General features: G+C 60.0%; 23 protein-coding genes. 7 read left to right on the top strand and 16 right to left on the bottom strand.

The window, feature by feature from the left end:
* The first annotated feature begins 5 nt into the window (after positions 1-5).
* The 6 genes from ACSQ13_RS08960 to ACSQ13_RS08985 all read left to right on the top strand — a co-directional run bounded on the left by ACSQ13_RS08960 (position 6) and on the right by ACSQ13_RS08985 (position 6319).
* Positions 6-635 (top strand): J domain-containing protein, encoded by a 630-nt coding sequence (locus ACSQ13_RS08960; RefSeq protein WP_176249423.1) that lies wholly within the window; start codon positions 6-8, stop codon positions 633-635.
* Between the two features lie 207 nt (positions 636-842).
* A complete protein-coding gene (gene cobS / locus ACSQ13_RS08965; protein ID WP_176249424.1) occupies positions 843-1829 on the top strand; it encodes a cobaltochelatase subunit CobS in 987 nt (328 codons plus the stop codon).
* Positions 1822-2214: a hypothetical protein gene (locus ACSQ13_RS08970; RefSeq protein WP_176249425.1), complete on the top strand. Its 393-nt coding sequence runs from the start codon at positions 1822-1824 to the stop codon at positions 2212-2214. Before cobS ends, ACSQ13_RS08970 begins: the two co-directional genes overlap by 8 nt.
* The gene (gene cobT, locus ACSQ13_RS08975) at positions 2211-4088 is read left to right on the top strand and encodes a cobaltochelatase subunit CobT (RefSeq protein ID WP_176249426.1); all 1878 of its coding nucleotides are present in this window, start codon (positions 2211-2213) and stop codon (positions 4086-4088) included. The genes ACSQ13_RS08970 and cobT overlap by 4 nt, the downstream gene beginning before the upstream one ends.
* 55 nt (positions 4089-4143) lie before the next feature.
* Positions 4144-5934, top strand: coding sequence for an aminopeptidase P family protein (locus ACSQ13_RS08980; protein WP_295510729.1), 1791 nt, complete (start codon positions 4144-4146; stop codon positions 5932-5934).
* Between the two features lie 40 nt (positions 5935-5974).
* Positions 5975-6319, top strand: a complete 345-nt coding sequence (locus ACSQ13_RS08985) for a DUF427 domain-containing protein (protein WP_295510725.1) — start codon at positions 5975-5977, stop codon at positions 6317-6319.
* Between the two features lie 4 nt (positions 6320-6323).
* On the opposite strand, the gene ACSQ13_RS08990 is transcribed toward ACSQ13_RS08985, so the two are convergent.
* The 16 genes from ACSQ13_RS08990 to ACSQ13_RS09065 all read right to left on the bottom strand — a co-directional run bounded on the left by ACSQ13_RS08990 (position 6324) and on the right by ACSQ13_RS09065 (position 24531).
* Positions 6324-8081, bottom strand: coding sequence for a calcium-binding protein (locus ACSQ13_RS08990; RefSeq protein ID WP_295510721.1), 1758 nt, complete (start codon positions 8079-8081; stop codon positions 6324-6326).
* A gap of 150 nt (positions 8082-8231) precedes the next feature.
* Complete coding sequence (locus tag ACSQ13_RS08995) at positions 8232-9917, bottom strand: chloride channel protein (protein ID WP_176249430.1); 1686 nt, start codon at positions 9915-9917, stop codon at positions 8232-8234.
* A gap of 78 nt (positions 9918-9995) precedes the next feature.
* Positions 9996-11657, bottom strand: coding sequence for a DNA repair protein RecN (gene recN, locus ACSQ13_RS09000; RefSeq protein WP_176249431.1), 1662 nt, complete (start codon positions 11655-11657; stop codon positions 9996-9998).
* Positions 11658-11694: 37 nt separating this feature from the next.
* On the bottom strand, positions 11695-12567 hold the full coding sequence (locus ACSQ13_RS09005) for an outer membrane protein assembly factor BamD (RefSeq protein WP_176249432.1): 873 nt from the start codon (positions 12565-12567) through the stop codon (positions 11695-11697).
* A 187-nt stretch (positions 12568-12754) separates the two neighbouring features.
* Positions 12755-13678, bottom strand: coding sequence for a UDP-3-O-acyl-N-acetylglucosamine deacetylase (gene lpxC, locus ACSQ13_RS09010; RefSeq protein WP_295510716.1), 924 nt, complete (start codon positions 13676-13678; stop codon positions 12755-12757).
* Between the two features lie 358 nt (positions 13679-14036).
* Positions 14037-15665: a cell division protein FtsZ gene (gene ftsZ / locus ACSQ13_RS09015; protein ID WP_176249434.1), complete on the bottom strand. Its 1629-nt coding sequence runs from the start codon at positions 15663-15665 to the stop codon at positions 14037-14039.
* Positions 15666-15837: 172 nt separating this feature from the next.
* Complete coding sequence (gene ftsA / locus ACSQ13_RS09020; RefSeq protein ID WP_176249737.1) at positions 15838-17142, bottom strand: cell division protein FtsA; 1305 nt, start codon at positions 17140-17142, stop codon at positions 15838-15840.
* Positions 17143-17173: 31 nt separating this feature from the next.
* On the bottom strand, positions 17174-18061 hold the full coding sequence (locus ACSQ13_RS09025) for a cell division protein FtsQ/DivIB (protein WP_295510713.1): 888 nt from the start codon (positions 18059-18061) through the stop codon (positions 17174-17176).
* The gene (locus tag ACSQ13_RS09030) at positions 18049-18927 is read right to left on the bottom strand and encodes a D-alanine--D-alanine ligase (RefSeq protein ID WP_373029477.1); all 879 of its coding nucleotides are present in this window, start codon (positions 18925-18927) and stop codon (positions 18049-18051) included. Before ACSQ13_RS09030 ends, ACSQ13_RS09025 begins: the two co-directional genes overlap by 13 nt.
* A 129-nt stretch (positions 18928-19056) precedes the next feature.
* Positions 19057-19980 (bottom strand): UDP-N-acetylmuramate dehydrogenase, encoded by a 924-nt coding sequence (gene murB / locus ACSQ13_RS09035; RefSeq protein WP_176249437.1) that lies wholly within the window; start codon positions 19978-19980, stop codon positions 19057-19059.
* Between the two features lie 32 nt (positions 19981-20012).
* Positions 20013-20309 carry a hypothetical protein gene (locus ACSQ13_RS09040; protein WP_176249438.1) on the bottom strand — a complete coding sequence of 99 codons (297 nt, stop codon included), beginning with the start codon at positions 20307-20309 and terminating at the stop codon, positions 20013-20015.
* Positions 20306-20566 (bottom strand): DUF2484 family protein, encoded by a 261-nt coding sequence (locus ACSQ13_RS09045; protein WP_176249439.1) that lies wholly within the window; start codon positions 20564-20566, stop codon positions 20306-20308. The genes ACSQ13_RS09040 and ACSQ13_RS09045 overlap by 4 nt, the downstream gene beginning before the upstream one ends.
* The gene (locus tag ACSQ13_RS09050; RefSeq protein ID WP_176249440.1) at positions 20563-20814 is read right to left on the bottom strand and encodes a DUF2484 family protein; all 252 of its coding nucleotides are present in this window, start codon (positions 20812-20814) and stop codon (positions 20563-20565) included. The genes ACSQ13_RS09045 and ACSQ13_RS09050 overlap by 4 nt, the downstream gene beginning before the upstream one ends.
* A gap of 32 nt (positions 20815-20846) precedes the next feature.
* Positions 20847-22262, bottom strand: a complete 1416-nt coding sequence (gene murC / locus ACSQ13_RS09055) for a UDP-N-acetylmuramate--L-alanine ligase (RefSeq protein ID WP_176249441.1) — start codon at positions 22260-22262, stop codon at positions 20847-20849.
* Positions 22259-23365 carry an undecaprenyldiphospho-muramoylpentapeptide beta-N-acetylglucosaminyltransferase gene (gene murG / locus ACSQ13_RS09060; protein ID WP_176249442.1) on the bottom strand — a complete coding sequence of 369 codons (1107 nt, stop codon included), beginning with the start codon at positions 23363-23365 and terminating at the stop codon, positions 22259-22261. Before murG ends, murC begins: the two co-directional genes overlap by 4 nt.
* Positions 23362-24531 carry a peptidoglycan glycosyltransferase FtsW gene (locus ACSQ13_RS09065; protein ID WP_176249443.1) on the bottom strand — a complete coding sequence of 390 codons (1170 nt, stop codon included), beginning with the start codon at positions 24529-24531 and terminating at the stop codon, positions 23362-23364. Before ACSQ13_RS09065 ends, murG begins: the two co-directional genes overlap by 4 nt.
* 164 nt (positions 24532-24695) lie before the next feature.
* Here ACSQ13_RS09065 and ACSQ13_RS09070 point away from each other — a divergent pair, with 164 nt between their 5' ends.
* Entirely contained in the window at positions 24696-25877 is a 1182-nt protein-coding gene (locus ACSQ13_RS09070; protein ID WP_176249444.1) for an NAD(P)/FAD-dependent oxidoreductase, read from the top strand.
* Positions 25878-25935: the final 58 nt, after the last annotated feature.

Consider the following 25935-nt stretch of genomic DNA (forward strand, 5'->3'; position numbering starts at 1 on the left):
ATATCATGCCCAAGCCTGATCCCTTTGGATTCGACATGTCCGTGTCGTCTTCCAAAAAGAAAAACCCCCGTGGCCGAAGGGGTATGTCCGGTGCATCCGAGACATCACAACGGCTGTGTTCCCACGAGGGATGCCAGGAGCCCGGTAAATACCGCGCACCCAAGGCTCCTGACGTGCTGGATGACTACTTTTGGTTCTGCCAGCAGCACGTGCGCGAATATAATCTCAAGTGGAACTTCTTTGACGGCACCACCGAGGCCGAATTGAATGCCCAAATGTCCAAGGACAAGGTCTGGGAGCGCACGACCAAGCCGCTGGGTGATCCAGAAGCACGCGCCTGGGCCCGTCTGGGCATCGAAGACCCCCATCAGGTGCTGGGCAAGAACGCGACCCAAAACCCCGGCAAAGGCCCCGCAGCGGGGCGCCGTTTGCCACCCACCGAACGCCGCGCGATCGAGATTCTGGAGGCCAAGGACAACTGGACCAAGCCCGAAGTGCGCAAGGCGTATAAGGCGCTGATCAAAGTCCTGCACCCCGACATGAACGGCGGCGACCGCAGCCAGGAAGAACAGCTGCAGGAAGTCGTCTGGGCCTGGGACCAGATCAAGGCCAGCCGCAACTTCAAAGACAAATAAACAAAGCTCCGCGCGCGCCCGCTTGGCATGAGCAGCAGCGCGCGGACGATATCAGGGGGTGCAGCCGGTTGCACCGTTTTTGCACAGACCGCAGGGCGACATTGCCGCAGATGCGAATTGGCCCTTTCCCTCAGGCTTAAGAAAGATATGTTGCCTAACGAAACCGCCCTGACTTGCAGGCGCGCATGATTATGAAGGACGCACAGAATGGCCGAGACCTCATTGGATCTTAACGCAAAACCCACCAAAGAGATCTCCGTTCGCGAAGTCTTTGGCATCGACACAGACATGATCGTGCATGGTTTTGAGGAACGCACAAGCCGCGTCCCGGACCAAGACAGCACCTATAAGTTCGATCCCGACACCACGATGGCCATTCTTGCCGGCTTTAACCACAACCGCCGCGTGATGGTTCAGGGTTATCACGGCACGGGTAAATCCACCCACATCGAACAGGTGGCAAGCCTGCTGAACTGGCCTTGCGTGCGCGTCAACCTTGACAGCCACATCAGCCGGATCGACCTGATCGGTAAGGACGCGATCAAGCTGGTGGATGGCAAACAGGTCACCACCTTCCAGGAAGGCATTTTGCCCTGGGCCCTGCGCAACCCGACTGCGATCGTGTTCGATGAATACGATGCTGGCCGCGCCGACGTGATGTTCGTGATCCAGCGCGTGCTGGAAGTCGACGGCAAGCTGACGCTGCTGGACCAGAACAAGGTGATCGAACCGCACCCCTATTTCCGCATTTTCGCGACCGCCAACACCGTTGGTCTGGGCGATACCACGGGCTTGTATCACGGCACCCAGCAGATCAACCAAGGTCAGATGGACCGTTGGTCGCTGGTGGCCACGCTGAACTATCTGGGCATCGAGGCCGAGACCCAGATCGTTCTGTCCAAGAACCCGCATTACAACACCGACAAGGGCCGTAAGACGATCAAACAAATGGTCACCGTTGCCGATCTGACCCGCACCGCCTTTATGAACGGTGATCTGTCGACCGTGATGTCGCCGCGCACCGTGATCGCATGGGCCCAAAACGCCGAGATTTTCCGCAACGTCGGCTATGCGTTCCGCCTGTCCTTCCTCAACAAATGTGACGAGCTTGAGCGCCAGACGGTTGCCGAGTTCTATCAGCGCCTGTTCGACGAAGAGCTGCCTGAATCAGCGGCCAGCGTGAGCCTTGGGTAAAGGCGCATCCACCATCGGCATCTGTGCCGCCCTGCTGACAGGCAGCGGCGCGCAGGCCTATGATGATGTTGCACTTTATCCAGCCGCGCAATGCGCTGCCTTTTGGCTGGGGTTCGATGACTATGCCAAACGGTCGCCTTTCTTGGACAGTTCGCCCGACCATGTGAAACGATCAGATGCATTTCGCGCTGTTGCTGTCAGACTGGCCCCTGACCGCGTCACCGAAATTGACCGGACGATCCAAGACCAACGCAGCGCAATGGCCCTTTTGGCCGAAGCCGTGATTTACGCCAACGACAAGCCGTCTCGCAAGGTGTTTGAAACACTGACACAAACCTGCGAGAGTTTTGCCAGCAACCATCCTGAGACGCGAGATTTGAAATGAGCAAACCATCAGACAATCCCGCAGACGCGTTCAAAAAGGCGCTGGCCGAAGCGACCAAGGTGATGTCGCATGACCCCGATCTGACGGTCAGCTATTCGGTCGATCCGTCGGGCCTGTCGGGTGACGCGATGCGCCTGCCGCAAGTCAGCCGCCGCATGACCCGCGACGAAGTGTTGCTGGCCCGTGGCACGGCAGATGCGCTGGCGCTGAACCGGCGTTATCACAACGGCCAGACCCATTCGAAATACCTGCCCAACGGCGACATGGCCCGCGAGCTGTACGAGGCGATGGAAACCGCCCGTTGCGAGGCCGTAGGGGCCCGCGACATGCCCGGCACCGCCGGCAACATCGACGCCAAAATCAAACACGACGCGCTGCGCAAGGGCTACGATCAGGCCAAACAGCCCAGCGATGTACCCCTGTCCACCGCTGCCGGATACCTTGTGCGCCATCTGGCCACGGGCCGCGATCTGCCCCCCGGTGCATCCGAGGCGCTGGAACTGTGGCGCGGCTATATCGAAAACCAGGCCGGTGGCACGCTCGAAACCTTGAACGACACATTGGACGATCAGGCCGCGTTCGCGCGGTTTGCCCGCAAGATGATCGTCGATCTTGGCTATGGCGATCAGCTGGGCGACGACCCCGACCAGTCGGATGACGACCAGGACAGCGCCGAAGAAGAAGGCACCGAAGAAGAGCAAGACCCAGATAGCACCGGTCAGGACGAAGACGACGACGAGCAGGCAGAAGCCTCGCCCGAGCAGTCGCAGGACCAGCAGCAGGACGAATCCCAGGCGCAGGTGTCGATGGACGACATGGCCGATCAGGAACTTGGCGACGAAGCCGAGATGCCCGATGGCGACGCCCCGATGGAGCCACCTGCCCCGCCGCAAGCCTCAGACGCGGACCCCAATTATCTGGTCTACCGCACCGACAATGACGAGGTGATCGGCGCAGAAGATCTGGCCGAACCCGCCGAATTGGAACGCCTGCGCGCCTATCTGGACCAGCAGTTGGAGCCACTAAAGGGGGCCGTAAGTCGCCTTGCCAACAAGCTGCAACGCCGCTTGCAGGCCCAGCAAAACCGGTCGTGGGAATTTGATCTGGAAGAAGGCACGCTGGACGCGGGCCGTCTGGCGCGGATCGTGGCGAACCCGACCACACCGCTGTCGTTCAAGATGGAAAAAGACACCGAATTCCGCGACACCTGCGTAACGCTGCTGCTGGATAACTCCGGCTCCATGCGCGGACGGCCGATCTCGATCGCGGCGATTTGTGCGGATGTTCTGGCGCGCACGCTGGAACGCTGCAACGTCAAAGTCGAGATCCTGGGCTTTACCACCCGCGCCTGGAAAGGTGGCCAGGCCCGCGAGGCGTGGCTGAACGAAGGCCGCCCCGTGCAGCCCGGCCGTCTGAACGACCTGCGCCACATCATCTATAAATCCGCCGACGCGCCCTGGCGCCGCACGCGGCCCAATCTGGGGCTGATGATGAAGGAAGGCCTGCTGAAGGAAAACATCGACGGCGAGGCGCTGGAATGGGCGCACCGCCGCATGATGGCCCGCCACGAGTCGCGCAAGATTTTGATGGTGATCAGCGATGGGGCACCGGTCGATGACAGCACCCTGTCGGTGAACCCCGCCAATTATCTGGAAAAGCACCTGCGCGATGTGATCGCCATGGTCGAAAAACGCAAAGCCGTTGAATTGCTGGCAATCGGGATCGGCCATGACGTGACGCGGTATTACGACCGCGCGGTCACGATCACCGATGTCGATCAACTGGCCGGTGCGATGACCGAACAACTGGCCGCATTGTTTGACACCGATCCCCGCGCCCGGGCGCGGGTCATGGGCATCCGCCGCGCGAGCTGAGACGGCGGACGCTCCGCGGGGAGTTTATTTGGCAAAATGAAGAGGGACTTGCGTCATGTTTCAATCGTTTGAGGTGACTTCGAGGCCCGAACAGGGGCCACCGCGTTTGGCGGCGTTGCGGGTCGAATTAGCAGCCGAAGGGCTGGACGGTTTTCTGGTGCCGCGCGCGGATGCGCATCAGGGCGAATATGTTTCCCCCCATGACGAGCGGTTGATCTGGCTGACCGGCTTTACCGGGTCGGCCGGTTTTTGCGCGGCGCTGACGGGCGTTGCAGGTGTGTTCATCGACGGCCGGTATCGTACGCAGGTCAAGGCGCAGGTGGCGGATGTGTATAGCCCAGTGCCCTGGCCCGAGGTGTCTTTGGCCGACTGGCTGCGAGAGCAATTGCCCAATGGCGGGATCGTCGGCTTTGATCCGTGGCTGCATGCCGTGGGGCAGATCGAACAGCTTGAAGAGGCCTTGAAGGGCAGCGGCATCAAGATGCGGCGCTGCGATAATCTGGTGGACCGGATCTGGCAGGACCAGCCTGCGCCACCGATGTTTCCTGCCAAGGTGCATCCCCTTGAGTTCGCAGGAGAACCCCATGCCGACAAATGCGCCCGCCTGGGCGAGGAGTTGCGCAAGAAAGGCGAAGCGGCGGCTGTCATTACCCTGCCCGACAGTCTGTGTTGGCTGCTGAACATCCGCGGTGCGGATATTGCGCGCAATCCGGTCGTGCACGGCTTTGTCGTGTTGCACGGGTCCGCGGCGGTTGATCTGTTTGTCGCCCCCCAGAAGGTTGCCGGTCTGGCAGATCATCTGGGCGACGGCGTGACCGTCCATGCGCCTGATGCGCTGCTGGGCTATCTTGCCACCCTTGCCGGCCCGATCCGGCTGGATAAAACTACGGTTCCGGTGGCTGTGGCCGATGCTGTGGGCGACCGCGTGTCCTGGGGCGATGATCCCTGTGCGCTGCCCAAGGCCTGCAAGAACGAGGCCGAGCTTGCGGGATCGGCTGCGGCGCATTTGCGCGACGGGGCGGCGCTGGTCGAATTGCTGGCCTGGCTGGATGCCCAAACCCCCGGCACGGTGACCGAAGCTCAGGTCGTGCGCCAGCTTGAGACTTGCCGCCGCCGCGACAATGCCTTGCAGGACATCAGCTTTGAGACCATCGCAGGCACGGGGCCCAACGGCGCGATCATGCATTACCGCGTGACCGAGGAAACCGATAGCACCCTTGAAGATGGTCACCTGTTGGTGCTGGATTCAGGCGGGCAATATCTGGATGGCACAACCGACATCACCCGCACCATCGCCATTGGCACCCCGCCGCTGGAGGCAAGGCAGGCCTTTACCCGTGTTCTGATGGGCATGATCGCGATGAGCCGCCTGCGCTGGCCGCAGGGCCTTGCGGGCCGCGATATCGAGGCAATCGGCCGCGTGCCGCTGTGGCTGGCGGGACAGGATTTCGACCACGGGCTGGGCCACGGCGTTGGTGCCTATCTCAGCGTGCATGAAGGCCCGCAACGGCTGAGCAAGATCAGCACGGTGCCCTTGATGGCCGGGATGATCCTGAGCAACGAGCCGGGATATTACCGCGAGGGGGCCTTTGGCATCCGGATCGAGAACCTGCTGGTGGTGCGCCCTGCCCCTGATCTGCCGGGGGGCGACGCGCATCGCAAGATGCTGGATTGGGAAACCCTGAGCTTTGCGCCCATCGACCGGCGGTTGGTCCTTGTGGAGATGCTGGGGGAGGATGCCCGCGACTGGCTGAATGCCTACCACCATAACGTTGCGGAAAAAATTGGACCCCGGCTATCGCCTGATGCAAAATTGTGGTTGGATGCCGCAACGGCACCTATTTGAGCGTCGGTTATCATAAGAGTTTCAGGGAGGGCGGTCCGAAATGTCAGACCATATAAAGATTTTGAATGCCGATGGCACATGGACAGTCCGCGCAGGGGGGGCCGTTCTGGCCGAGACCAAAAATGCGCTTGAGCTGCGCGAAGGTGACATGGATGCGGTGATCTATATCCCGCGCGAAGACATCGCGATGGCATTTCTGGACAAGACCAACAAGACCACCCATTGCCCCTACAAGGGCGATGCGACCTATTACTCGGTCGTCACCAAAAGCCGGACGTTGCAGAATGTTGCCTGGTCCTATGAAAATCCCACCGAGGCTGTCGCTGGGATCAAGGGCTATCTGGCCTTTTACAATCTGCCCGAAGTCACCGTCGAGCAGATTTGAACGTTTAGACGTTAAGCAACCAGCTGGTGTCGGCGCTTAGGGCGGCGGCATCGGTGTTTTGCAAGATCACAACCACATTCCCCCCGACAACGATTTCACTATCCGTGCCGTTTGCAGCAGTGCGGATCTCGAAATTACCATCGCCGGGTGCGAATTTCGCGGGTGATGTCTGGGTTTCCTGCAAATACAGACCGTCTTCGGCCAGATTGAAATCTGTCACGATCACCGGTGCCGTGCCGACCTGATCATAGCCGATGGCGTTGATGATGTCCGATCCGGCACCGCCAGTCACGCTGTCGCCGTTATTGGCGCTGATGGTGTCATCACCATCGCCCCCGACAACCGTATCAGCCAGCGTATCGGATGCGCCTGTGACATCCGTGCCAAAGTCGAAATCATAGGCGCGAATAACGTCGTTTCCAGCACCACCATCAATGCTGTCCACCCCGGTGCCTGCCAGCAGGAAATCATTGCCTTCGTTGCCCAGCATCGTGTCATTGCCCGGCCCGCCAAAGATGGCGTCATTGCCCAACCCGCCCGAGATGACGTCGTCGCCCTTGTTGCCAGCCAGTTGGTCGGGGCCATCGCCACCGTCAAGCGTGTCATTGCCCGGACCGGCGTTGAGCGTATCAGCGCCGCTGCCCCCCGACATATTGTCGTTGCCGCCACCGCCATTCAGCAAATCGCTTTGGGTGCCGCCATCAAGCACATCATCGCCTGCGCCGCCGTTCAACGTGTCATCCGACCCGCCGCCCAGCAAGGTATCGTTGCCGGAATTGCCGTTGATCAGGTCACTGCCGCCTTCGCCGTCCAGCATGTCATCACCCGACAGACCGCTAAGCGTGTCATTGCCAACGCCGCCCAACAGGGTGTCATTGCCCGCGCCGCCGTTCAGACCATCGTTGCCTTCGTTGCCCGACAGCAGGTCATTGCCATCATTGCCCGCAAGATAGTCAAAGCCTTCGCCGCCCGACAGCGTATCGAACCCGCGACCGCCAAACAGGGTATCGGCCCCAAAGTTGCCTTGCATGTCGTCATTGCCCGAACCGCCATTCAGCAGGTCGTTGTTGGTGCCGCCGCGCAGCACGTCATTGCCCTTGCCGCCAAACAGCGTGTCGGCCAAGCCGTTGCCAAACAATGTGTCAGCGCCGTCGCCGCCATCCAGATTATCGGCACCGTTGCCGCCAACCAATGTGTCCTGGCCGCCAAAGCCCGCGATGCTGTCATCGCCAAAGTTACCCTCGAGATAGTCATCCCCTGCGCCGCCATCCAGCGTATCATTGCCGTTTTCGCCCGCCAGAATGTCATTGCCCGTGCCGCCGCGCAGCAGATCGGCACCATCACCGCCAAGCAGCAGGTCATCGTCACCGAAACCGGTCAGAACGTCGTCACCGGCACCGCCGGACATGCCGTCAGACTGCGGCCCACCGTTCAAGGTGTCATTGCCGTCGTCGCCCAGCAAAATGTTGTCTCCACCGCCGCCCGAAATGCTGTCGGCACCGGGGCCGCCCTGCAATGTATCATCATTGCCAAACCCGTTGAGTGTGTCGTCGCCCTCAAGCCCGTCCAGATCGTCCTTGGCACCAGTGCCGTTCAACAGATCGCCCTCGGAGGTGCCAGATGCGGCGATGATCTGGGGATCGACAACAGGATCGATCACATCGGGATTGGTGTCTTGGGTATCGGTGTCGTCGTCGCCACCGTCAAGAAGCCCCGCCAATCCGAAAAGAGCAATCGCAGGCAGCAAAACCAGACCAAGCATTGAAAATATCCTTATTTGAAAATGAGTTAATAAAATCTTACTCGAAATTTTGCCGCTGTTAAGTCTTAATCTTGCCACATTTCAAATGGTTGACGCCTATTGGCGGACAATAAAAAGGGCGCATTCGCATTGTGTCTTAATGTGACACAATCAGGAATGTTCTTCTGCCGCAGTCTCGGCCAGGGCGCGGTTATAGGCCTTGAGGGCGTCCACATGGAACAGCGCGCCAAGCAGTTCGGGCGGAGAATCAGGCTTGAGGGTCACAACCGGAATAAAGGCCGCACCGGACTGTTCAAATATCGGCATCGCGGCCTCCAGCGTGGCTGCCCCGTCGATATAGGTGCCCTCGGCGATCAGGTCCCAGCAGGTTTCCTCGTTCGCGGCGCGCGGGTCATCGCGGGGGCGCATGATCCGGCCCACCAAGAACATCGCCAGCAAATAAGCCTGCGGCCCCGCCGCCAGATGTACACCGCGCCGTTCCATCTGGGTCAGGAAAAAACTGCGATCGACAAGCCGCGATGCAACGGCGGTGGAAATGCTGACCGCCACCATGACCGCAAGGCCGGTCTGCCAGTCGCCTGTCAGTTCAAACACGATCAGGGTCGTCGAAATCGGCGCGCCCAGCACGGCGGCGGCCACGGCCCCCATCCCCGCCAGCGCATAAAGCGACGTGACCCCGGACACATTGGGAAACACGCTGGTGGCGATCAGCCCAAAGGCCAGCCCGGTCAGCGCGCCCAGCATCAAGGACGGTGAAAACACCCCGCCGCCCATCCGGCCCCCCAGCGTGATCGACACCGCAACGATCTTGAGAGCGGCAAAAACAATCGCTTCGTTCAGCACCATATTTCCGGCCAACGCACGGGTCGTTGTCTCGTATCCGACACCGATAATGTGCGGGAACCACAAGGCGATACACCCCAGCAAGGCCCCCGCAACCGCAGGGCGCAAATAGCGGGGCAGCCTCGTTTTGTCCTGAATGAAGTTGCCGATGTCTTCGGCCCAGAAAATACTGCGCATCAAGATGACAGCGACCAGCCCGCAGGTCAGGCCCAACAGCAAGAACGCCGGCAATTCGGCGTAAAAGGCCACGTCACCGACGGTCGGAAGGGCAAATTCGGTCAAGCCGCCAAACTCCAGCCGGTTGATCACCGTTCCGGCGGCCGAGGCAATGACGATCGGCGCAAACGCATGCACCGCGAAATGCCGCAACACCACCTCGAGCGCGAAAAGCGCGCCCGCAATCGGCGCGTTAAAGCTGGCGGACACGGCAGCTGCCACAGCACAGCCCAACAGATCGCGCCCCGTGATGCCGCTGGCGTTGATCCTGCGGCTGACAAGGGTGGAAATCACGCCGGCAAGGTGGACAACCGGCCCTTCACGCCCCGAAGACCCGCCCGTGCTAAGCGTGATCATCGACGCCAGGGCAGATGCCAGACCGGCGCGGGTTTCGACCCTGCCCTCGTGCATGGCCGCGCCCAAGATCACATCCCCGACACTGCGCACACGGGCGTCGCGGGTGAAAATATGCAAGATCAGCCCAACCACCAAACCACCCGTGGTCGGGATCAGGACAACCCAGTACCAGTCAAGGCTACCGATAAAACTATGCAGATGCTGTACGTCTTCGGTGCCGTAAAGAAACGCCTGTATCAGGTTGATTCCCTTACGGAAAAGAAGTGCGGCAAATCCGGCGGCGATGCCAACGGCCAGAGCGATGAACCAGAAAGTGACCTTGCCCGGCCCCTTTTGGCGCAACACATCCCAACCGCTGCGCGCCTTGGCGCGGGCAACATCATATTGCTGGGTCAGATAGGGGTGCGGGTTCACGGGCAAGACTGCTTTTCATCAAGGGTACATCCTGTCTAGGACACAGTTGCCCATAGGAAAACCCCTGCAACAGCAGCGCGCAGATTACTCTGCGAATTGACCGCCCAAAAGTTCGCGCGCGGCGGCCCGTGCAGCATCGGTAATCGTGTCGCCGGACAACATGCGGGCGACTTCGTCCACCCGTTCGGCATCTGACAGGGGCGTGACCGTGGACAGGGTCATGCCCTTTGAAACCGCCTTGGACACCCGCCAGTGATGCGCGCCAAGGGCGGCCACCTGGGGCGAATGGGTCACGACCAGAACCTGTTCGCCCTGCGAAAGCGCCGCAAGCCTGCGCCCGACGGCATCGGCAGTCGCCCCGCCCACGCCACGGTCGATTTCGTCAAAGATCATCGTCAGCCCGCTTTGCCCCTTGGTCAGAACCACCTTGAGCGCCAGCAGGAAGCGGCTGAGTTCACCACCTGATGCGATTTTGCCCAAGGGGCCGGCAGGCGCACCGGGGTTGGTGGCCACGGTGAATGACACGGCATCGCGCCCTTCGGGGCCAGCGGTTTCGGGGCTGATCTGGGTCTGGAACACGGCGCGTTCCATCTTGAGCGGGGCAAGTTCGCCGCCCACGGCCTTGTCGAGCTTGCCAGCGGCCTTGGAGCGGGCCGCAGACAGCGCATCTGCGGCTTTATCATAGGCCGCCTGCGCATCGCGAACGGCCTTTTCCAGCCCCGCCTGTGCCGCCTCGCCCGCATCCAGCGCATCCAGCTTGTCGCGCAATGTATCGGCAAACCCCGCCAGATCATCCGGCTGGACCTCGTGCTTGCGGGCCAGACCGCGGATCGCGAACAGACGCTCTTCGGTTTCTTCCAGCTCGATCGGGTTGAAAGACATGGTGTCGATCGCGGCAACCACACCTTCCATGGCATCGTCCAGTTCGACCATGGCGCGTGCAAGGGCCGCCATCGGGGCCTCCAGCGTGCCTTCGGCCTTGTGCGCCACACCGTCCAGCCAGCGCAATGCATCGCCCAACTGGGTCTCTGCGCCGCCCTGCCCCAGCATTTCATAGGCGTTGACCACATCAGACCGGATCTTTTCAGCGCCCTGCATCAAACGACGGCGGGCATCCAGCTGCGCCTCTTCGCCTTCCTGCGGGTTCAGCTTGTCCAGCTCGCCCACTGCATGACGCAAGAATTCTTCTTCGGCGGCAATGGCGGCGCGTTCCTGTGCGGCCTTGGTCGCGGCCTTGCGCGCGGCTGCAAGGGCCATCCACGCCTGCCGGACCTTGTCGCGCAGGCCCGATGTGCTAGCAAAATCATCCAAGATCGCACGGTGGCCTTTGGGGTCCAGCAAGCCACGGTCGTCATGCTGCCCGTGCAGTTCCACCAGCGTTTCCGACAGCGCCCGCAACACTTCGCCGGAACAGCGGCGGTCGTTGACCCAAGCGGTCTTGCGCCCATCAGACGCGTTGATACGGCGCAGGATCAATTCGGGGCCACCGGGCAATCCGGCTTCCTCCAGCACGGCATGGGCGGGATGGGTGTCGGTCAGATCGAACCAGGCCGTGACCTCGCCCTGATCGGCCCCTTGGCGGACCAGATCGGCACGACCGCGCCAGCCCAGCACAAACCCCAGACTGTCGAGCAGAATAGATTTACCGGCCCCGGTTTCGCCCGTCAGAACGTTCAAACCCGGCTGGAACGCAAGCTCCAGCCGGTCGATGATCAACATATTCGAAATATCTAGGCCGCGTAACATGGGTCAAATTCCGTATGGGACGCTTTGCTTGCGTCCGTCAGATCCACTCGCCCTTGATGGTTTGGCGGTAAATCGCGGTCAGCCAGTTGTTTCCAAACGATTTCATCTGAAGACCCTTGCCCGTCAGCAATCTATAGCTAGCCTCGTACCATTCCGTGGACTGGTAGTTGTGGCCCAAAATCGCACCGGCTGTCTGGGCTTCGTCGGTCAGACCAAGCTGGAGATAGGCCTCCACCAGACGGTGCAAGGCTTCGGCTGTGTGGGTTGTTGTCTGGAAATCCTCGACAACGACGCGGAAACGGTTGATCGCGGCAGAAGGATGGTTACGGCGCAGGTAATAGCGACCGACTTCCATTTCCTTGCCCGCAAGATGGTCAAAGGCCAGATCGAATTTCAAAACAGCCGAGCGCGCATATTCGCTGTCGGGATAGGTTTCGATCACCTGACGCAACGCCTGTAACGCCTGAAAGGTCAGGCCCTGATCGCGACCGACTTCGTCAATCTGGTCATAATAGCTGAGCGCCAAAAGATAGCTGGCATAGGCCGCATCATCATCATCGGGGAAGAAATCAATGAACCGCTGGGCCGCAGAACGGCTGTTGGGGTAGTCCTGATCTTGATGAAACGCAAAGGCTTGCATGATCAACGCGCGCTTGGCCCATTCGGAATAGGGATAGAGGCGTTCGATCTCAGAGAAATATTCAGCCGCTTCAGCAGGGCGCTTGCGGTTCAGTTCGAATTCGCCACGCTCGAAGATCTGCTCGGCTGTATATGTTTCAAGCGGGATTTCTTTGCGGTTGAAAAAACTGTTGGTAATACGACCAGTGTTCTGGTTGCCACTACATGCGCCAAGCACAGCGACCATAACCACCGCACCGACCAACCGCTTGCGCGACTTTGCAATTGTCATGCCCTACACCCTCGCTTCATTTCTTCAGCCACGTTTTTGATACGCCTTTGCATGTGACTAGCACAATAGATCGCGCAACAAAACGATGATTAATCCCGCAAGACAAAGTCTTACTGCCACCGGTTTGCTTTTCAAGGATAGGATTAACCAAGCTGGAGCGGAGTTTCAACTCCACAAGCGCGAGCCCTTAGGCAACCGCAGGAATCTCGTCCCAAACCAGACCATAGCCCGGCAAACGCTTCTCCATCGCCTCGTCACACTCCACCAGACGCACGGCACCGGGTGTTGCAAACAAGGCGCGCAACAGGGTGTTGGTCAGCGTGTGACCCGCGCGCAGGCCTGTATAATGGCCGATCAGCGGGGCACCGGCCAAGGCCAGGTCACCCAAAGCATCCAGCATTTTATGGCGCACGGGTTCATCGGCATGGCGCAAACCGCCAGGGCTCAGTACCTTGTCGCCGTCAAACACGACCGCGTTTTCACCTGAATCGCCACCCAGGGCCAAGCCGTTCGCCTGCATCGCATCCACATCGGCCTGACGACAAAAGGTGCGGCTGTCACAAAGCTCGCGGGCAAAGGACCCGTTGTTCATGACCAGAGATTTCTTTTGGTTGCCAATGGCGGCATCGACAAAATCAATCTCGAAATCGATTTTCATGGTGTCGCTGGGGGCGATGGTGGCCGAGGCGTCGCCTTCGGTCACGGTGACCGTTTTCAACACTTCAAAGGCCATCACAGGTGCCGTCAGGGCACGCACACCGCGCTGCATGATGCCGCGCACGAAGGGGGCGGCAGACCCGTCAAGGATCGGAACCTCTGGGCCATCAATCTCGATCAGGGCGTTGTGAATGCCACAACCGGCAATCGCGGCCATCAGGTGTTCGACGGTCGAAACCTGCAAACCCGATGCGTTCTCAAGCTTGGTACACAAAGGGGAGCGGTTCACCGCGTCCCAACGGGCGGGGATCAAACGATCGCCGACGTCCAGATCGCTGCGCGAAAACCAGATGCCGTGATGTGCAGCAGCCGGACGGATCGTAACAGTCGCCGGAAGGCCCGAATGCAGGCCCTTACCGATAAAACTGATCTCTGTCTTGATTGTTGTCTGCACGATGAAACCTCAGTGGTCAAAGAACGTCTGTCTAAGTTGAACAATCTCCTATCGGCGTGGTTCCTCATGCTCAACTCAATCATTGCTACGGTCTGAAACATGAATGTTACAATTGGGCGCAAAGGCGCTTACGGCCCATCAACACACTGAATTAAATTGATTTTTAACCGCTACAACCCTGCCATTACCGTCAAAAGCGTGATCTGTTTTCTGTCATAAACTCACGAAAATCGGCCAAATATTACATTGCGACCGACCGCCCGTCGCCCCGCGCCGCCCCCGGAAACCGGCCCGAAATGCAAAAAGACCACCCCGAAGGATGGCCTTTTCGATCGTTTACGAGGTGGTCTTCGTCGTCTTAGTTCGCCTGACGGCGCAGGAACGCAGGGATCTCGATGCGTTCTTGATCTTCGTCCTGGGCGTCGCGCGGCTGTGGTGCGGCCGAGGAAACGCGGGTCTGGATCGGTGGCTGCTGGCGTGTGGGGCGCTGCTGCGCCTCTGGCTCGCCGTGGCCTGTCATGCGGTTGATCAACGAATTGATGCCGAAACGCTTTTCACCATGCTCTGCCGCGGCAGGCTGTGGGCGCTGCTGTGGCTGAGGCTGAGGACGCTGCTGACCACCGGTAGGCGAGGATTTCTGTGCAGCGGCACGCAAACGGGCCAGCGCTTCGGGCGATGGTGTACCGGGTGCAGGCGCACGCGGTGCAACAAAGGTTTCCTGCTCGGGCTCGTGGGCTACTTCTTCGCGACGCGGCTGAAAGGATGCGACTTCGGGGCGGTATGCGGGCGGTGGCAGATCATCTGCTTCGCCTGCGTCTTCTGCAAAGATGTCATCCTCGCCAAAGCCGCCGTTCCCTTCGGACGCGCTTTCAAACAGCTGTGGCTGTTCGTCTTCATACTGCTCTTGTGCTACTACAGGCTCGGCTTTTTCTTCAAAGGCCGCTGGCATCGGTGCCGACACGCGTTGTGTCAAAGGCTGCGACATGGAGCGGCGCGGCACGGGCATTTCCGTGTTCACGTCAACCGCATCGATACCTGTTGCAACAACGCTTACGCGCATGATGCCACCCAGTTCGGTATCCAGTGTGGAACCGACGATGATGTTTGCATCCGGATCGACTTCTTCGCGAATGCGGTTCGCCGCTTCGTCCAGTTCGAACAGGGTCAGGTCGTGGCCACCGGTGATGTTGATCAGAACGCCCTTGGCACCGCGCAGGCTGATTTCGTCCAGCAGCGGGTTTGCGATGGCTTTTTCTGCGGCTTGGATCGCGCGATCTTCGCCCTCGGCCTCGCCTGTGCCCATCATCGCCTTGCCCATTTCGTCCATTACGGCGCGAACGTCAGCAAAGTCGAGGTTGATCAGGCCGGGACGGACCATCAGGTCGGTCACACCTTTAACACCTTGGTACAAAACGTCATCCGCCATGGAGAACGCTTCGGTGAATGTGGTTTTTTCATTCGCCAGACGGAACAGGTTCTGGTTGGGAATGATGATCAGCGTATCAACGACCTTTTGCAGGGCTTCGACACCCTCTTCGGCCTGACGCATGCGCTTGTTGCCTTCAAACTGGAACGGCTTGGTCACAACACCAACAGTCAGAACACCCAATTCACGTGCGGCCTGCGCGATGATCGGTGCGGCACCTGTCCCGGTGCCCCCGCCCATACCAGCCGTGATAAAGCACATGTGCGCACCGGCAAGGTGATCAACGATCTGCTCAATGCTTTCTTCGGCAGCGGCAGCCCCGACGCTTGCGCGCGCACCGGCACCCAGACCTTCGGTCACTTTCATGCCCAGCTGGATGCGGTTCTCGGCCTTGGCTTGCTGCAACGCTTGCGCATCGGTGTTTGCCACTACGAATTCAACACCGTCGAGGTTCTTCTCGATCATGTTGTTCACAGCGTTGCCGCCTGCACCACCCACACCGAAAACGGTAATCCGTGGTTTCAGATCGCCCTGTCCGGGCATTGAAAGATTAAGAGTCATGTGCCGTCCGCCTGTATTGCTTGCCCACTTGCGGGGCATTTTGTGGTTCAATCCCCTTCAGAGTATAGGGATTAAAGCTTTACGTCACCCGAAAAACACAATTCCAACACATTATCTGGGCGTTTTTTTGCCGATTCTTACCCGATTTCGACCAAAGCACCCTATCTTGCGTTCACCAGTTGTCTCTGAACCACTTGACAGCGCGCTTTAACGACCGCGCAGGATAGCGATCTGCCGGAATGTCAAAGTCCCACCATTCGTCTTGGGGATTTGCCGCGAACAGCGCCAGACCCACGGCAGAGGCAAAACTGGGCCCCGTCGCGGCCTGCGGCAACCCATGCACGCGCAGCGGACGGCCAAGGCGCACCTGCTGGCCCAAAATCTTGCTGGCCAATCCGTCAAGGCCCGGTATCTGGCTGCCGCCACCGGTCAGCACGATCTGCTGGCTGGGCAGGTGATCGAACCCTGCGGCATCCAGACGCGCGCGGACTTCTTCCAGAATCTCTTCGACGCGGGGGCGCATGATGCCGATCAATTCGGCGCGGCTGACCGTGCGGCGGTCATGTTCATAGTCGCCGGTGTCCCCGCCGATATCGATCATCTCGCGGTCATCCATGCCTGTCGCATGTACCCCGCCGTAAAATGTCTTGATCCGTTCGGCGTTGTTGGTGGGCACTTGCAAACCCATCGAAATATCCGAGGTAATGTGATCCCCGCCCATGCGCACACTATCTGCATAGATCATGTGTTTGCCGATAAAGATCGAAATCGACGTCGAACCGCCACCCAGATCGATACAGGCAGCACCCAGTTCCTGTTCGTCCTCGACCAGCGCCGATATCCCCGACACATAGGCCGAAGACGCGATGCCCGCCAATTCAAGGTCACAACGTTTGATGCAATGGGCCAGATGCTGCACGGCGGCGGCATTGACGGTCAACATATGCATATCGACAGAAAGGGAATTGCCAAGCTGCCCGCGCGGGTCCGACAGACCCGACCGGTTATCAATGGCAAAGTTCACGGGCTGCGCGTGCAGCACTTCGCGGTCTTCACCGTATTCAGGGACATCACAGCTGGCCAGAACCTGTGCGACATCCTGCTCGGACACCACCTGCCCTTCCAGATCAATCTGCGCATCCAGACCATAGCTGCGCGGTTCGGCCCCCGAGAAACAGGCGATCACGTGATCAACACGGATGTTGGCCATCTTTTGGGCGGCCTGAAGCGCCGTGCGCACCGCACGTTCGGTTTCTTGCATGGCGGTAATTTCGCCAAAACGCACCCCGCGCGAACGGGTTGTCGCCGCCCCGATGACGCGGAAACCGGACTGACCGGCAAGCGAGCCGATCTCGCCCTCGTCCGACATGCGGCCGGACCCGTCAAACCGCAGGACAAGGCACGCGATTTTGGAGCTGCCCACGTCCAAAATAGCCACAACGCCCCGCTGCATTGCAAGCTTGCGCATGTGGCGCATCGACCGTTGACTGTCGTAAAGATCCATAGCGTTACTGTCCCGAAATTTGCCTGATGCGCCACCATTCTTGGGTGGCCTCTTTATTCATTTGTACGGTTGGTCTTTGTGCCAACCGCATATCGACCCGTGCTACATCGCGGGTCAGAACCTCTTGGGCACCTTCCAGCGCGATGACGCGTTCCAATGCCTGTATCGCGCCCTTTTCGGGCAGCAAAATCCGCTGCTCGCGGTCCAGCACCACATCCCACCGACGCCCGCCCATGCGCACGAACCCGCGCAAACGGTCGCCCAAGGGGGACGCGACCCGCAACAGGTCCAGCGCCTCGGTGACACTTACGTTGGCCTGATCACCGGCAACAAGCGGCAGATCGGGGCGATCTGTGCGATGCTCCAGTTCACCGATAAAGGTGCCTTCGGCATCAATCAGCGCCAGACTGTCTTCGCTGCGCCAGACGGCAACAGCCACACGCGGCTGCACCTCGACATGCAAAACACCGCCCGGCTTCACCCGCAAGCTTGCCTGTTTGACGCCGGGCAATTCCATGATGGCAATACGCATCGCCGGCAGATCCAGATCAAACGAGCTGGTGGGAAAATCAACAGGAACCGCCGCGCGCACATCCGCCGCCAATTCAGCGCCGACCCCGTCGATGGCCATCAGTTTGACCATGAATTCGGGGCGTTGTTCGATGCTGTCGCGCAATTCGGCATAGGTTTCGGTCAGCTGCCCGCGCCGCGCATCATCGGCCAAGTATATTGTACCCGCGACCAGCGCCAAACTGAACGGTACACCGACGCGCAGACCGAACAGGAATGTCGGCGTCAGCATCAGACGCTGCATCCGCCACGCCCAGCGGGACGGTGCCGGATCAGACTTGAGCGTCTTGGAGGGTTTGACGCGCCGGATCAGCGATTGCATGACGCGTCCTCCACCATCCAGGCGCAAAGTTCGCCAAAGGAAATCCCGACCGCCTGCGCCTGTTCGGGCGACAGCGATGTGGGCGTCATGCCCGGTTGGGTATTGGTTTCCAGCAGGATCAGGCCGTCGGCACCGCGGGTTTCATCCCAGCGGAAATCCGTGCGGCTGACACCACGGCACCCAAGCGCGTTATGGGCGCGCAGGGCGTAATCCATGCAAAGTTCGAAAATCTCGTGCGGGATATCGGCAGGCACCACATGGGTGGAGCCGCCCTCTTTGTATTTCGCGTCGTAATCATACCAGCCGGTGGTCAGGATATCGGTCACGGTCAAGGCGCGCTGGCCCATCACAGTGGTGGTCAATTCGCGACCGGCGGCGAATTTTTCGACCATGACTTCGGCAGGCATATCGGCATCAAGCTGCGGCGGGCCGTTGTTTTCGATTTCAACCAGATAGACGCCGACGGATGACCCTTCGTTATTGGGTTTCACCACATAGGGCGGTTCCATCAAGTGCCGCGCGCGTACATCCGAAGCTGCGGCGATAATGCTTTCGACAACGGGCAACCCGGCAGAGCGGAACACTTCCTTGCTGCGTTGTTTGTCCATCGCAAGGGCAGAGGCCAGCACGCCCGAATGGCTGTAGGGGATGCGCATCCATTCAAGGATACCCTGAACGCAGCCGTCTTCGCCCCAGCGACCGTGCAAACAGTTCAACACAACGTCAGGGGATGCGGCACGCAAATCTGCGTACAGATCAGGACCCGCGTCCACTTCGGTTACGTTAAAGTTTCTGTCCCGCAAAGCAGCAGCGCATGAACGCCCACTTGAAAGCGACACTTCGCGCTCTGCGGAAGGGCCACCCATCAATACCACCACTTTCGGGTCTGTCCTGCTCGACATGCCCACTCAATGTGCCTTTTTAACTGGGTCTTATTGACCCTATTTGTTATGTAGTTTGCCGCAATGCGGCCTCGTGCCTGTGCGCCCGCGCGTTTATCTTTCGCCGATCCGCATAATTTCCCACTCTAGCGTGATACCGCTGGAATCGTAAACCTTTTTTCGCACCTCTTCGCCCAATCCTTCCAACTCTGCGGCAGTGGCCCCGCCTGTGTTGATCAGAAAGTTCGGGTGTTTGGGGCTCATCTGCGCGCCACCCAAGGTTGCGCCGCGCATCCCGGCATCATCAATGACCTTCCACGCCTTCAGATCATGGCGATCATCCGCCTGCCCCGTGCTGGAAAATCCGGCAGGATTGCGAAAGGTTGATCCTGCGCTGCGGTCTTTGGTCGGCTGGGTTTCATCGCGCTTGCGCAGCTGGTCTTCCATGCGGGTATGCAGCGTTTCGGGGTCGCCTTTTGGCGGGGCAAACGTGGCGGAAATCACCACGCAGCCTTCGTCCAGCGTGGTCTGGCGGTATTTGAAATCAAGGTCTTGCGCGGTCAGGGTGATCAGATCGCCGCTGCGTGTAATCGCCTGCGCGCTGACAAAATGATCGGCCGTATAGCTGCCGTAGCAGCCTGCGTTCATCCGCACGGCACCACCGATGCTGCCCGGGATCGTGCGCAGGAATGTCAGATCCAGACCTGCATCCGCCGCCTTGCGTGCCACATGGGCATCCAGCGCCGCCGCCCCTGCGGTAACATGGTCGCCGTCAATCTCGATCTGGTTAAAGCCGCGGCCCAGCCGGATCACCACCGCCCGCAACCCGCCATCGCGCACGATCAGGTTTGACCCCACGCCCATGGGGAAAACTGCCACATTTTCAGGCAATGCGCGCATGAACGCCGCCAGATCCTCGGCATCGGCGGGTTGGTACAGGTAATCGGCCACACCGCCGACACGCAACCATGTCAGATCGCTCAGCGGGCGTTGCGGCGTCAGTTTGCCGCGCATATCGGGGAATGAAATATCGGTCATGGCGTGGGGCCTAGCGCTGTTTTCGGATGGCGTCAAACCTGCGGTTCTTTTTCAACGCGGCTGGCCCGCCACTGGCGCATGAACCGACCGATCAGCCACCCGGTCGCCAAGGCGCAAAACGCGTACATCAGGGCCGAGATTTGCGCCATCACCACCGGAGGCTCGATCAGCTTTGCGCCAAGGCCGAATATCATCCACGCCCAGTTCAGGCCAAGCCCGATCAACAGCACCAGCAGCGCCAGCAAAAACCGTTTGGCATAGCCACACCAGCCCAAGGCAAACATCCAGACCACCAGCACAGCAATCAAAAGCGCCAGTGTCGGCGTCATTCGGCCGGGCCCTGAAAGGTCACGCGGCGCAACCAGCGCATCAGATATATCACCGGCCAGCGCAGCACCGAACATCCCGCCGCCAGCACCAGCATGGCGACCCATGGGCCATGCTGCATCGTGACATAGCCCAGAATCGGAATGCCAATCGCGATCAACCCATAGGCATTGCGCCAATGGTTATCCGAACTTGGGGTCAGCGCGATGATATTGGCGATCACGGCCCATAAACAGGCAAGCGTCAGGGAAAGGCTCATCTTGGCACCTCGGGGTTTTTGCCGCGCAGTTTTGCCAGCAGAAACAGCAAAGGGTTGCGGAACATGGACACATAGGCAGCAAGAGCAAGCACACTAAAGATAAAGCCGACCTCGAAACCGATCGCGACAATCAGAACCGGTCCGGCAACCAGCAGGATCGAGCCGGGAATATATTGCATGCGCATCGGAAGGGTGGCGACGGTGGCGGACAGGAAAACCCAGATCAGGCTCAGCCAGACCAAGGTCACGCAACGCACCTAAGGATGACGGGGCGTGCCATTCAGACGGCTTCCTTTTTCAACGCTTCAAGGGCTGCGGGCAGGCCATTGGCCCAGGCGCTGATTGTACCGGCCCCAAGGCAGACCACCATATCGCCCGGTCCGGTTTGCTCCGACACAAGGCGGGCAAGGTCTTCTTCGCTGCGCACGGCGCAGGCGTGACGGTGACCGTGACGGATCAGACCGGCCACCAGATCATCGCGGCTTGCCCCTTCGATCGGGTCTTCGCCAGCGGCATAGACTTCGGCAATGCCCACAACATCGGCATCGTTGAAACAGGCGCAGAATTCTTCGAAATGGTGATGCAAACGGCTATAACGGTGCGGCTGGTGCACCGCGATCACGCGGCCTTCGGTTGCTTGGCGCGCGGCCTTGAGAACGGCGGTGATTTCAACCGGATGATGGCCATAATCATCAATGATCGTGACGCCGTCCACTTCGCCCACTTTGGTAAAGCGGCGGTTCACCCCCCCGAAACCGGCAAGGGCGGCGCGAATTTCTTCGGCCTTCATACCAAGGTGACGCGACACGGCGACAGCGGCCAGCGCGTTCGATACGTTATGATCCCCCGGCATCGGCAGGCTGCAATCCTTGATCACAATGTTTTCGGCCTGCAACTGAATGTCGAAATGCGCAACGCCGGCTTTGTAATGCAGGTTGACCGCACGCACGTCGGCCTGCGCGTTAAAGCCATAGGTCATCACACGGCGGTCGGTGATCTTGCCGACCAGCGCCTGAACCTCGGGGTGGTCAATGCAGCAGATCGCCAAGCCGTAAAACGGAATGTTCGACACGAAATCAAGGAACCCCTGACGCAAGGTGTCAAAATCACCCCAATGCTCCATATGTTCGGGATCGATGTTGGTCACAATCGCGATGGTCGCAGGCAGGCGGTTAAAGGTGCCGTCGGATTCGTCGGCCTCGACCACCATCCATTCGCCCTGCCCCATCCGCGCGTTCGACCCGTAGGCGTGGATGATCCCGCCGTTCACGACAGTGGGGTCAATGCCGCCTTTGACCAGCAATTCGGCAACCATCGTGGTGGTCGTCGTCTTGCCGTGGGTGCCTGCAATCGCGATGTTGGATTTCAGGCGCATCAATTCGGCCAGCATTTCGGCACGGCGCACAATCGGCAAACCGGCACGGCGCGCCGCATCCAGTTCGGGATTGCCCGGCTTGATCGCCGAGGAAATCACAACGACCTCGGCCCCTTGGATGTTTTCGGCTTTTTGCCCCTCGAACACGGTCGCGCCCAGGTCGACCAGACGGTCGGTGATCTTGGTTGTCTTCAGGTCGGACCCTTGCACGCGGTAGCCGTGGTTTAGCAAAACCTCGGCAATGCCGGACATGCCGATGCCACCAATGCCGACAAAATGGATCGGGCCCACATCGGTGGGAAGCTTGGTGGCTGCGTTCATGTTGCGGGTCCTTTATTTCCCAGGTGTTCTACCATTTGTGCCAGTTCTTCCGCCGCGTCGGGCTTGCCCACAGACAAGGCCGCTTGGGACATCTGCTGCGCGCCGCGCGGATTGGACAGCACCATTTCGATTTGCGCCGTCAGGCTTTCGGGGTTGGCCATGTTTTCAGGGACCATGATCGCCGCGCCCGCATCCACCAGGCCCCGCGCATTGGCGGTCTGGTGATCCCCCGTTGCCGCAGCATAGGGGATCAGGATCGCAGGGCGGCCAATGACCGACAGATCCGCCACGCTCGACGCACCGGCGCGGCTGATCACCAGCTGTGCTTCGGACATGCGGCGCGGCACGTCGTGAAAAAACGGCTGCACATCGGCGTTGATACCGCTTTGCGCATAAAATTCGGAGACCCGCTGCGCATCTTCATCCCGCGCCTGATGGCTGACGCGGATGTTGCGCAGCATTTCCATCGGCAGATTGGCAATCGCAGGCGGGACCACCTCGCTCAGGATGCGCGCGCCCTGACTGCCGCCCATCACCAGCAGTTCCATCGGATAATCACCCGGCTCGATATAGCCTGCACCCGCGCGCTCCAGCACAGAGGACCGCACCGGATTTCCCACGTGATAGCCCTCGACGCCTTCGGGCAAGGTGGTCGGCCAGGTGCCACAGGCAACCGCATCGACGCGCTTGGCGAAAATCGTATTCACCCGCCCCAACACCCCGTTTTGTTCATGGATCATCCGCGGTTTGCGCAAGATCCATGCCGCTGCCAAGGCAGGTATCGACGGATAGCCGCCAAAGCCTACAACCACATCGGGCCTGTCGCGCAACATGCCAAACACCGCACCGATAACGCCGCCCAGAATGCGAAACGGCACCAGCGCCTTGGCCAAAATCCCGCCGCGCGCAAAGGTGGCGCTGCTGATCTGCTGAATTTCGACAGAATGCGGAAAGCCCCCCGTATAGCGCGCGCCGCGTGCATCGGTTGACAGCTTGACCCGCCAACCGCGCGCCAACATGACCTCGGCCAAAGCCTGCGCGGGGAACATATGCCCCCCGGTCCCGCCCGCTGCGATAATCAATAATGGTGCGCGTGTGGTCATCGGTTTCGCCCCCGACCTAACAAATCTGAAATCTGGCCCTGCGGCCGTGTGCGCGTAAACGCCAGCAACATGCCAACCGCAATGCCGGACGCGATCACGGACGATCCGCCATAACTGACAAAGGGCAAGGTCATCCCCTTGGCCGGCAGCAACCGCACCGCAACGCCCATGTTGATCATCGCTTGAACCCCGAACATACAGGCCAGCCCGGTGCCCGCCAGCCGGATAAACGGATCACGTTCCCGTACCAGACGCAGCAGCGATCTGACAACCACAACAGCATAAAGCGCGATCACGATCATGACCAGGATCAGGCCGTATTCCTCGGCAGCGACTGCGATGATAAAATCCGTATGTGCATCGGGCAAAGACCATTTCACCTGCCCCTCGCCCACACCAACCCCGAACAGGCCCCCCTCGCGGATGGCATCGGTGGCATAGCCAAGCTGCGTGCGCGGGTCGATATCGGGCGACAGAAACCCGTCGATCCGCCGGGCAAAATGTTCGGAATTCGAATAGGCGACAGTGCCCGCAATCACGACCATTCCGGCCATGCCCACCAGCAACACCAGCGGGGCACCGGCCACAAAATACATCACACCCCAACCGAACAACACCAGACAGGCCTGCCCGAAATCGGGCTGCAACGCCAGCATCAGCACGATCGAAATGCACAAGGCAAAGGACCATGTCTTGCCCGGCGGGCCGTTAATCTCGACCGAGGCGGCCATCATCCACGCCGAAACAACGACGAAACCGGGTTTCAAGAACTCGGACGGCTGAAACGACGCAAAACCCATCGAATACCAGCGCACCGCGCCTTTGCCAAAATCCGTCCCGAAAAACGGCAGCAGGGCCAAGGCCACAAAGGACGCCAGAAACCCCAAAACCGCCAGACGGCGCACCATGGTTGGTGTCATCATCGACGTCAGCATCATCGCAACAATGGCAAGGAAACCGAACGCGGCCTGTCGCTGAACGTAATGAAAGGACCCGAACCCGTTTTTGGCAGCCAGCGGCGGCGACGCGGCCAGCCCCAGCAAAATGCCCACGGCAAACAACATGAGGATGCAGAACATGCCCCATTTGTCGATCGTCCGCCACCATTTTGGAAGGATAGGTTCGCCATCCCGAACGGGAACTGCGCCATAGACCATTTCTGTCATGGAATCTGCCTTACACTGCCTCAAAACGCCCCTTTTCGGGGTCTGGCTTTAACTGTAACGCGAATTTTCCATCGGCGCTAGCCCGTTTTCGCGCGGCCCGCGCAAAGCTGCCCATGCCCACGCGGCCCTTGACCACCCTGCCCGCCTCAGGCAAAGCGCGGTCCATGCACTATGATACCGTCATCCTTGGCGCCGGAGCCGCCGGCATGATGTGCGCTGCCCACGCAGGCGGGCGGGTGTTGCTGGTCGATCACGCCAAAGCCCCCGGCGAAAAGATCCGCATCTCGGGCGGCGGGCGCTGCAATTTCACCAACATGCATTGCACGGCTGACGCCTTTATCTGCGCCAATCCGCATTTCCCCAAATCCGCACTGGCAAAATACACCCAGTGGGATTTCATCGAACTTGTCGATGCCCATGGCATTGCCTGGCATGAAAAGACCCTCGGGCAACTGTTCTGTGATACCTCGGCCAAGGAAATCGTCGCCATGCTGCGCGGGTTGATGGACAAGGCCCGCGTCGAGCTGCGCCTGCAAAGCAGCCTTGCCGATATCGCCAAATCCGACAACGGCTTTACCATGATGCTAACCACGCCGGATGCCAGCACGCAAATCACCGCCACCCATCTGGTCATCGCCTCGGGCGGCAAATCCATCCCCAAGATGGGGGCCACGGGCCGCGCCTACGAGATCGCCGAAAGCTTCGGCATCCCCGTGACGCCCACCCGCGCGGGCCTTGTGCCCTTCACCTTCACCGACGCGCGGTTTGCCCCGATCTCCGGCACCGCTGTGCCCGCCCGTGTCACCGCTGGCGACACGACTTTCGACGAAGCCCTCTTGTTCACCCATCGCGGCCTGTCCGGACCTGCGATCCTGCAAGCCTCCAGCTACTGGGAAGAAGGCACGGAAATCCGCCTCAACATTCTTCCAGCCAATGACCTGCTCGAAAAACTGCGCGACCAACGCCAAACCTATGGCCGCCGCAACTTCACAACGGAACTGGCCAAACACCTGCCCTCCCGTCTGGTCGACCACCTTGCCACCCAGTTCGATCTGACCGGCAACCTTGCGGATTGGTCCGATGCCCGCCTGCAAACCCTCTGCGACAGCCTGTCAAACTGGCAAATGACCCCCTCCGGTACCGAAGGCTATCGCACCGCCGAAGTCACCCTTGGCGGGATCGACACCGATGCGCTGTCCTCCAAGACGATGGAAACCAAAACCACGCCTGGCCTGTTTTTCATCGGCGAAGCGGTCGACGTCACCGGATGGCTCGGCGGGTATAACTTCCAATGGGCATGGTCCTCGGGAATGGCCGTCGCCCGCCACATTGCACAGCACAGCTAAGTTCCAAATGGACTAAAATCCCGGGGGAGCAGCCAAAGGCTGCGGGGGCAGCGCCCCC

It is taken from the genome of Sulfitobacter sp. SH22 (assembly GCF_965641905.1).
GTDB lineage: Bacteria > Pseudomonadota > Alphaproteobacteria > Rhodobacterales > Rhodobacteraceae > Sulfitobacter.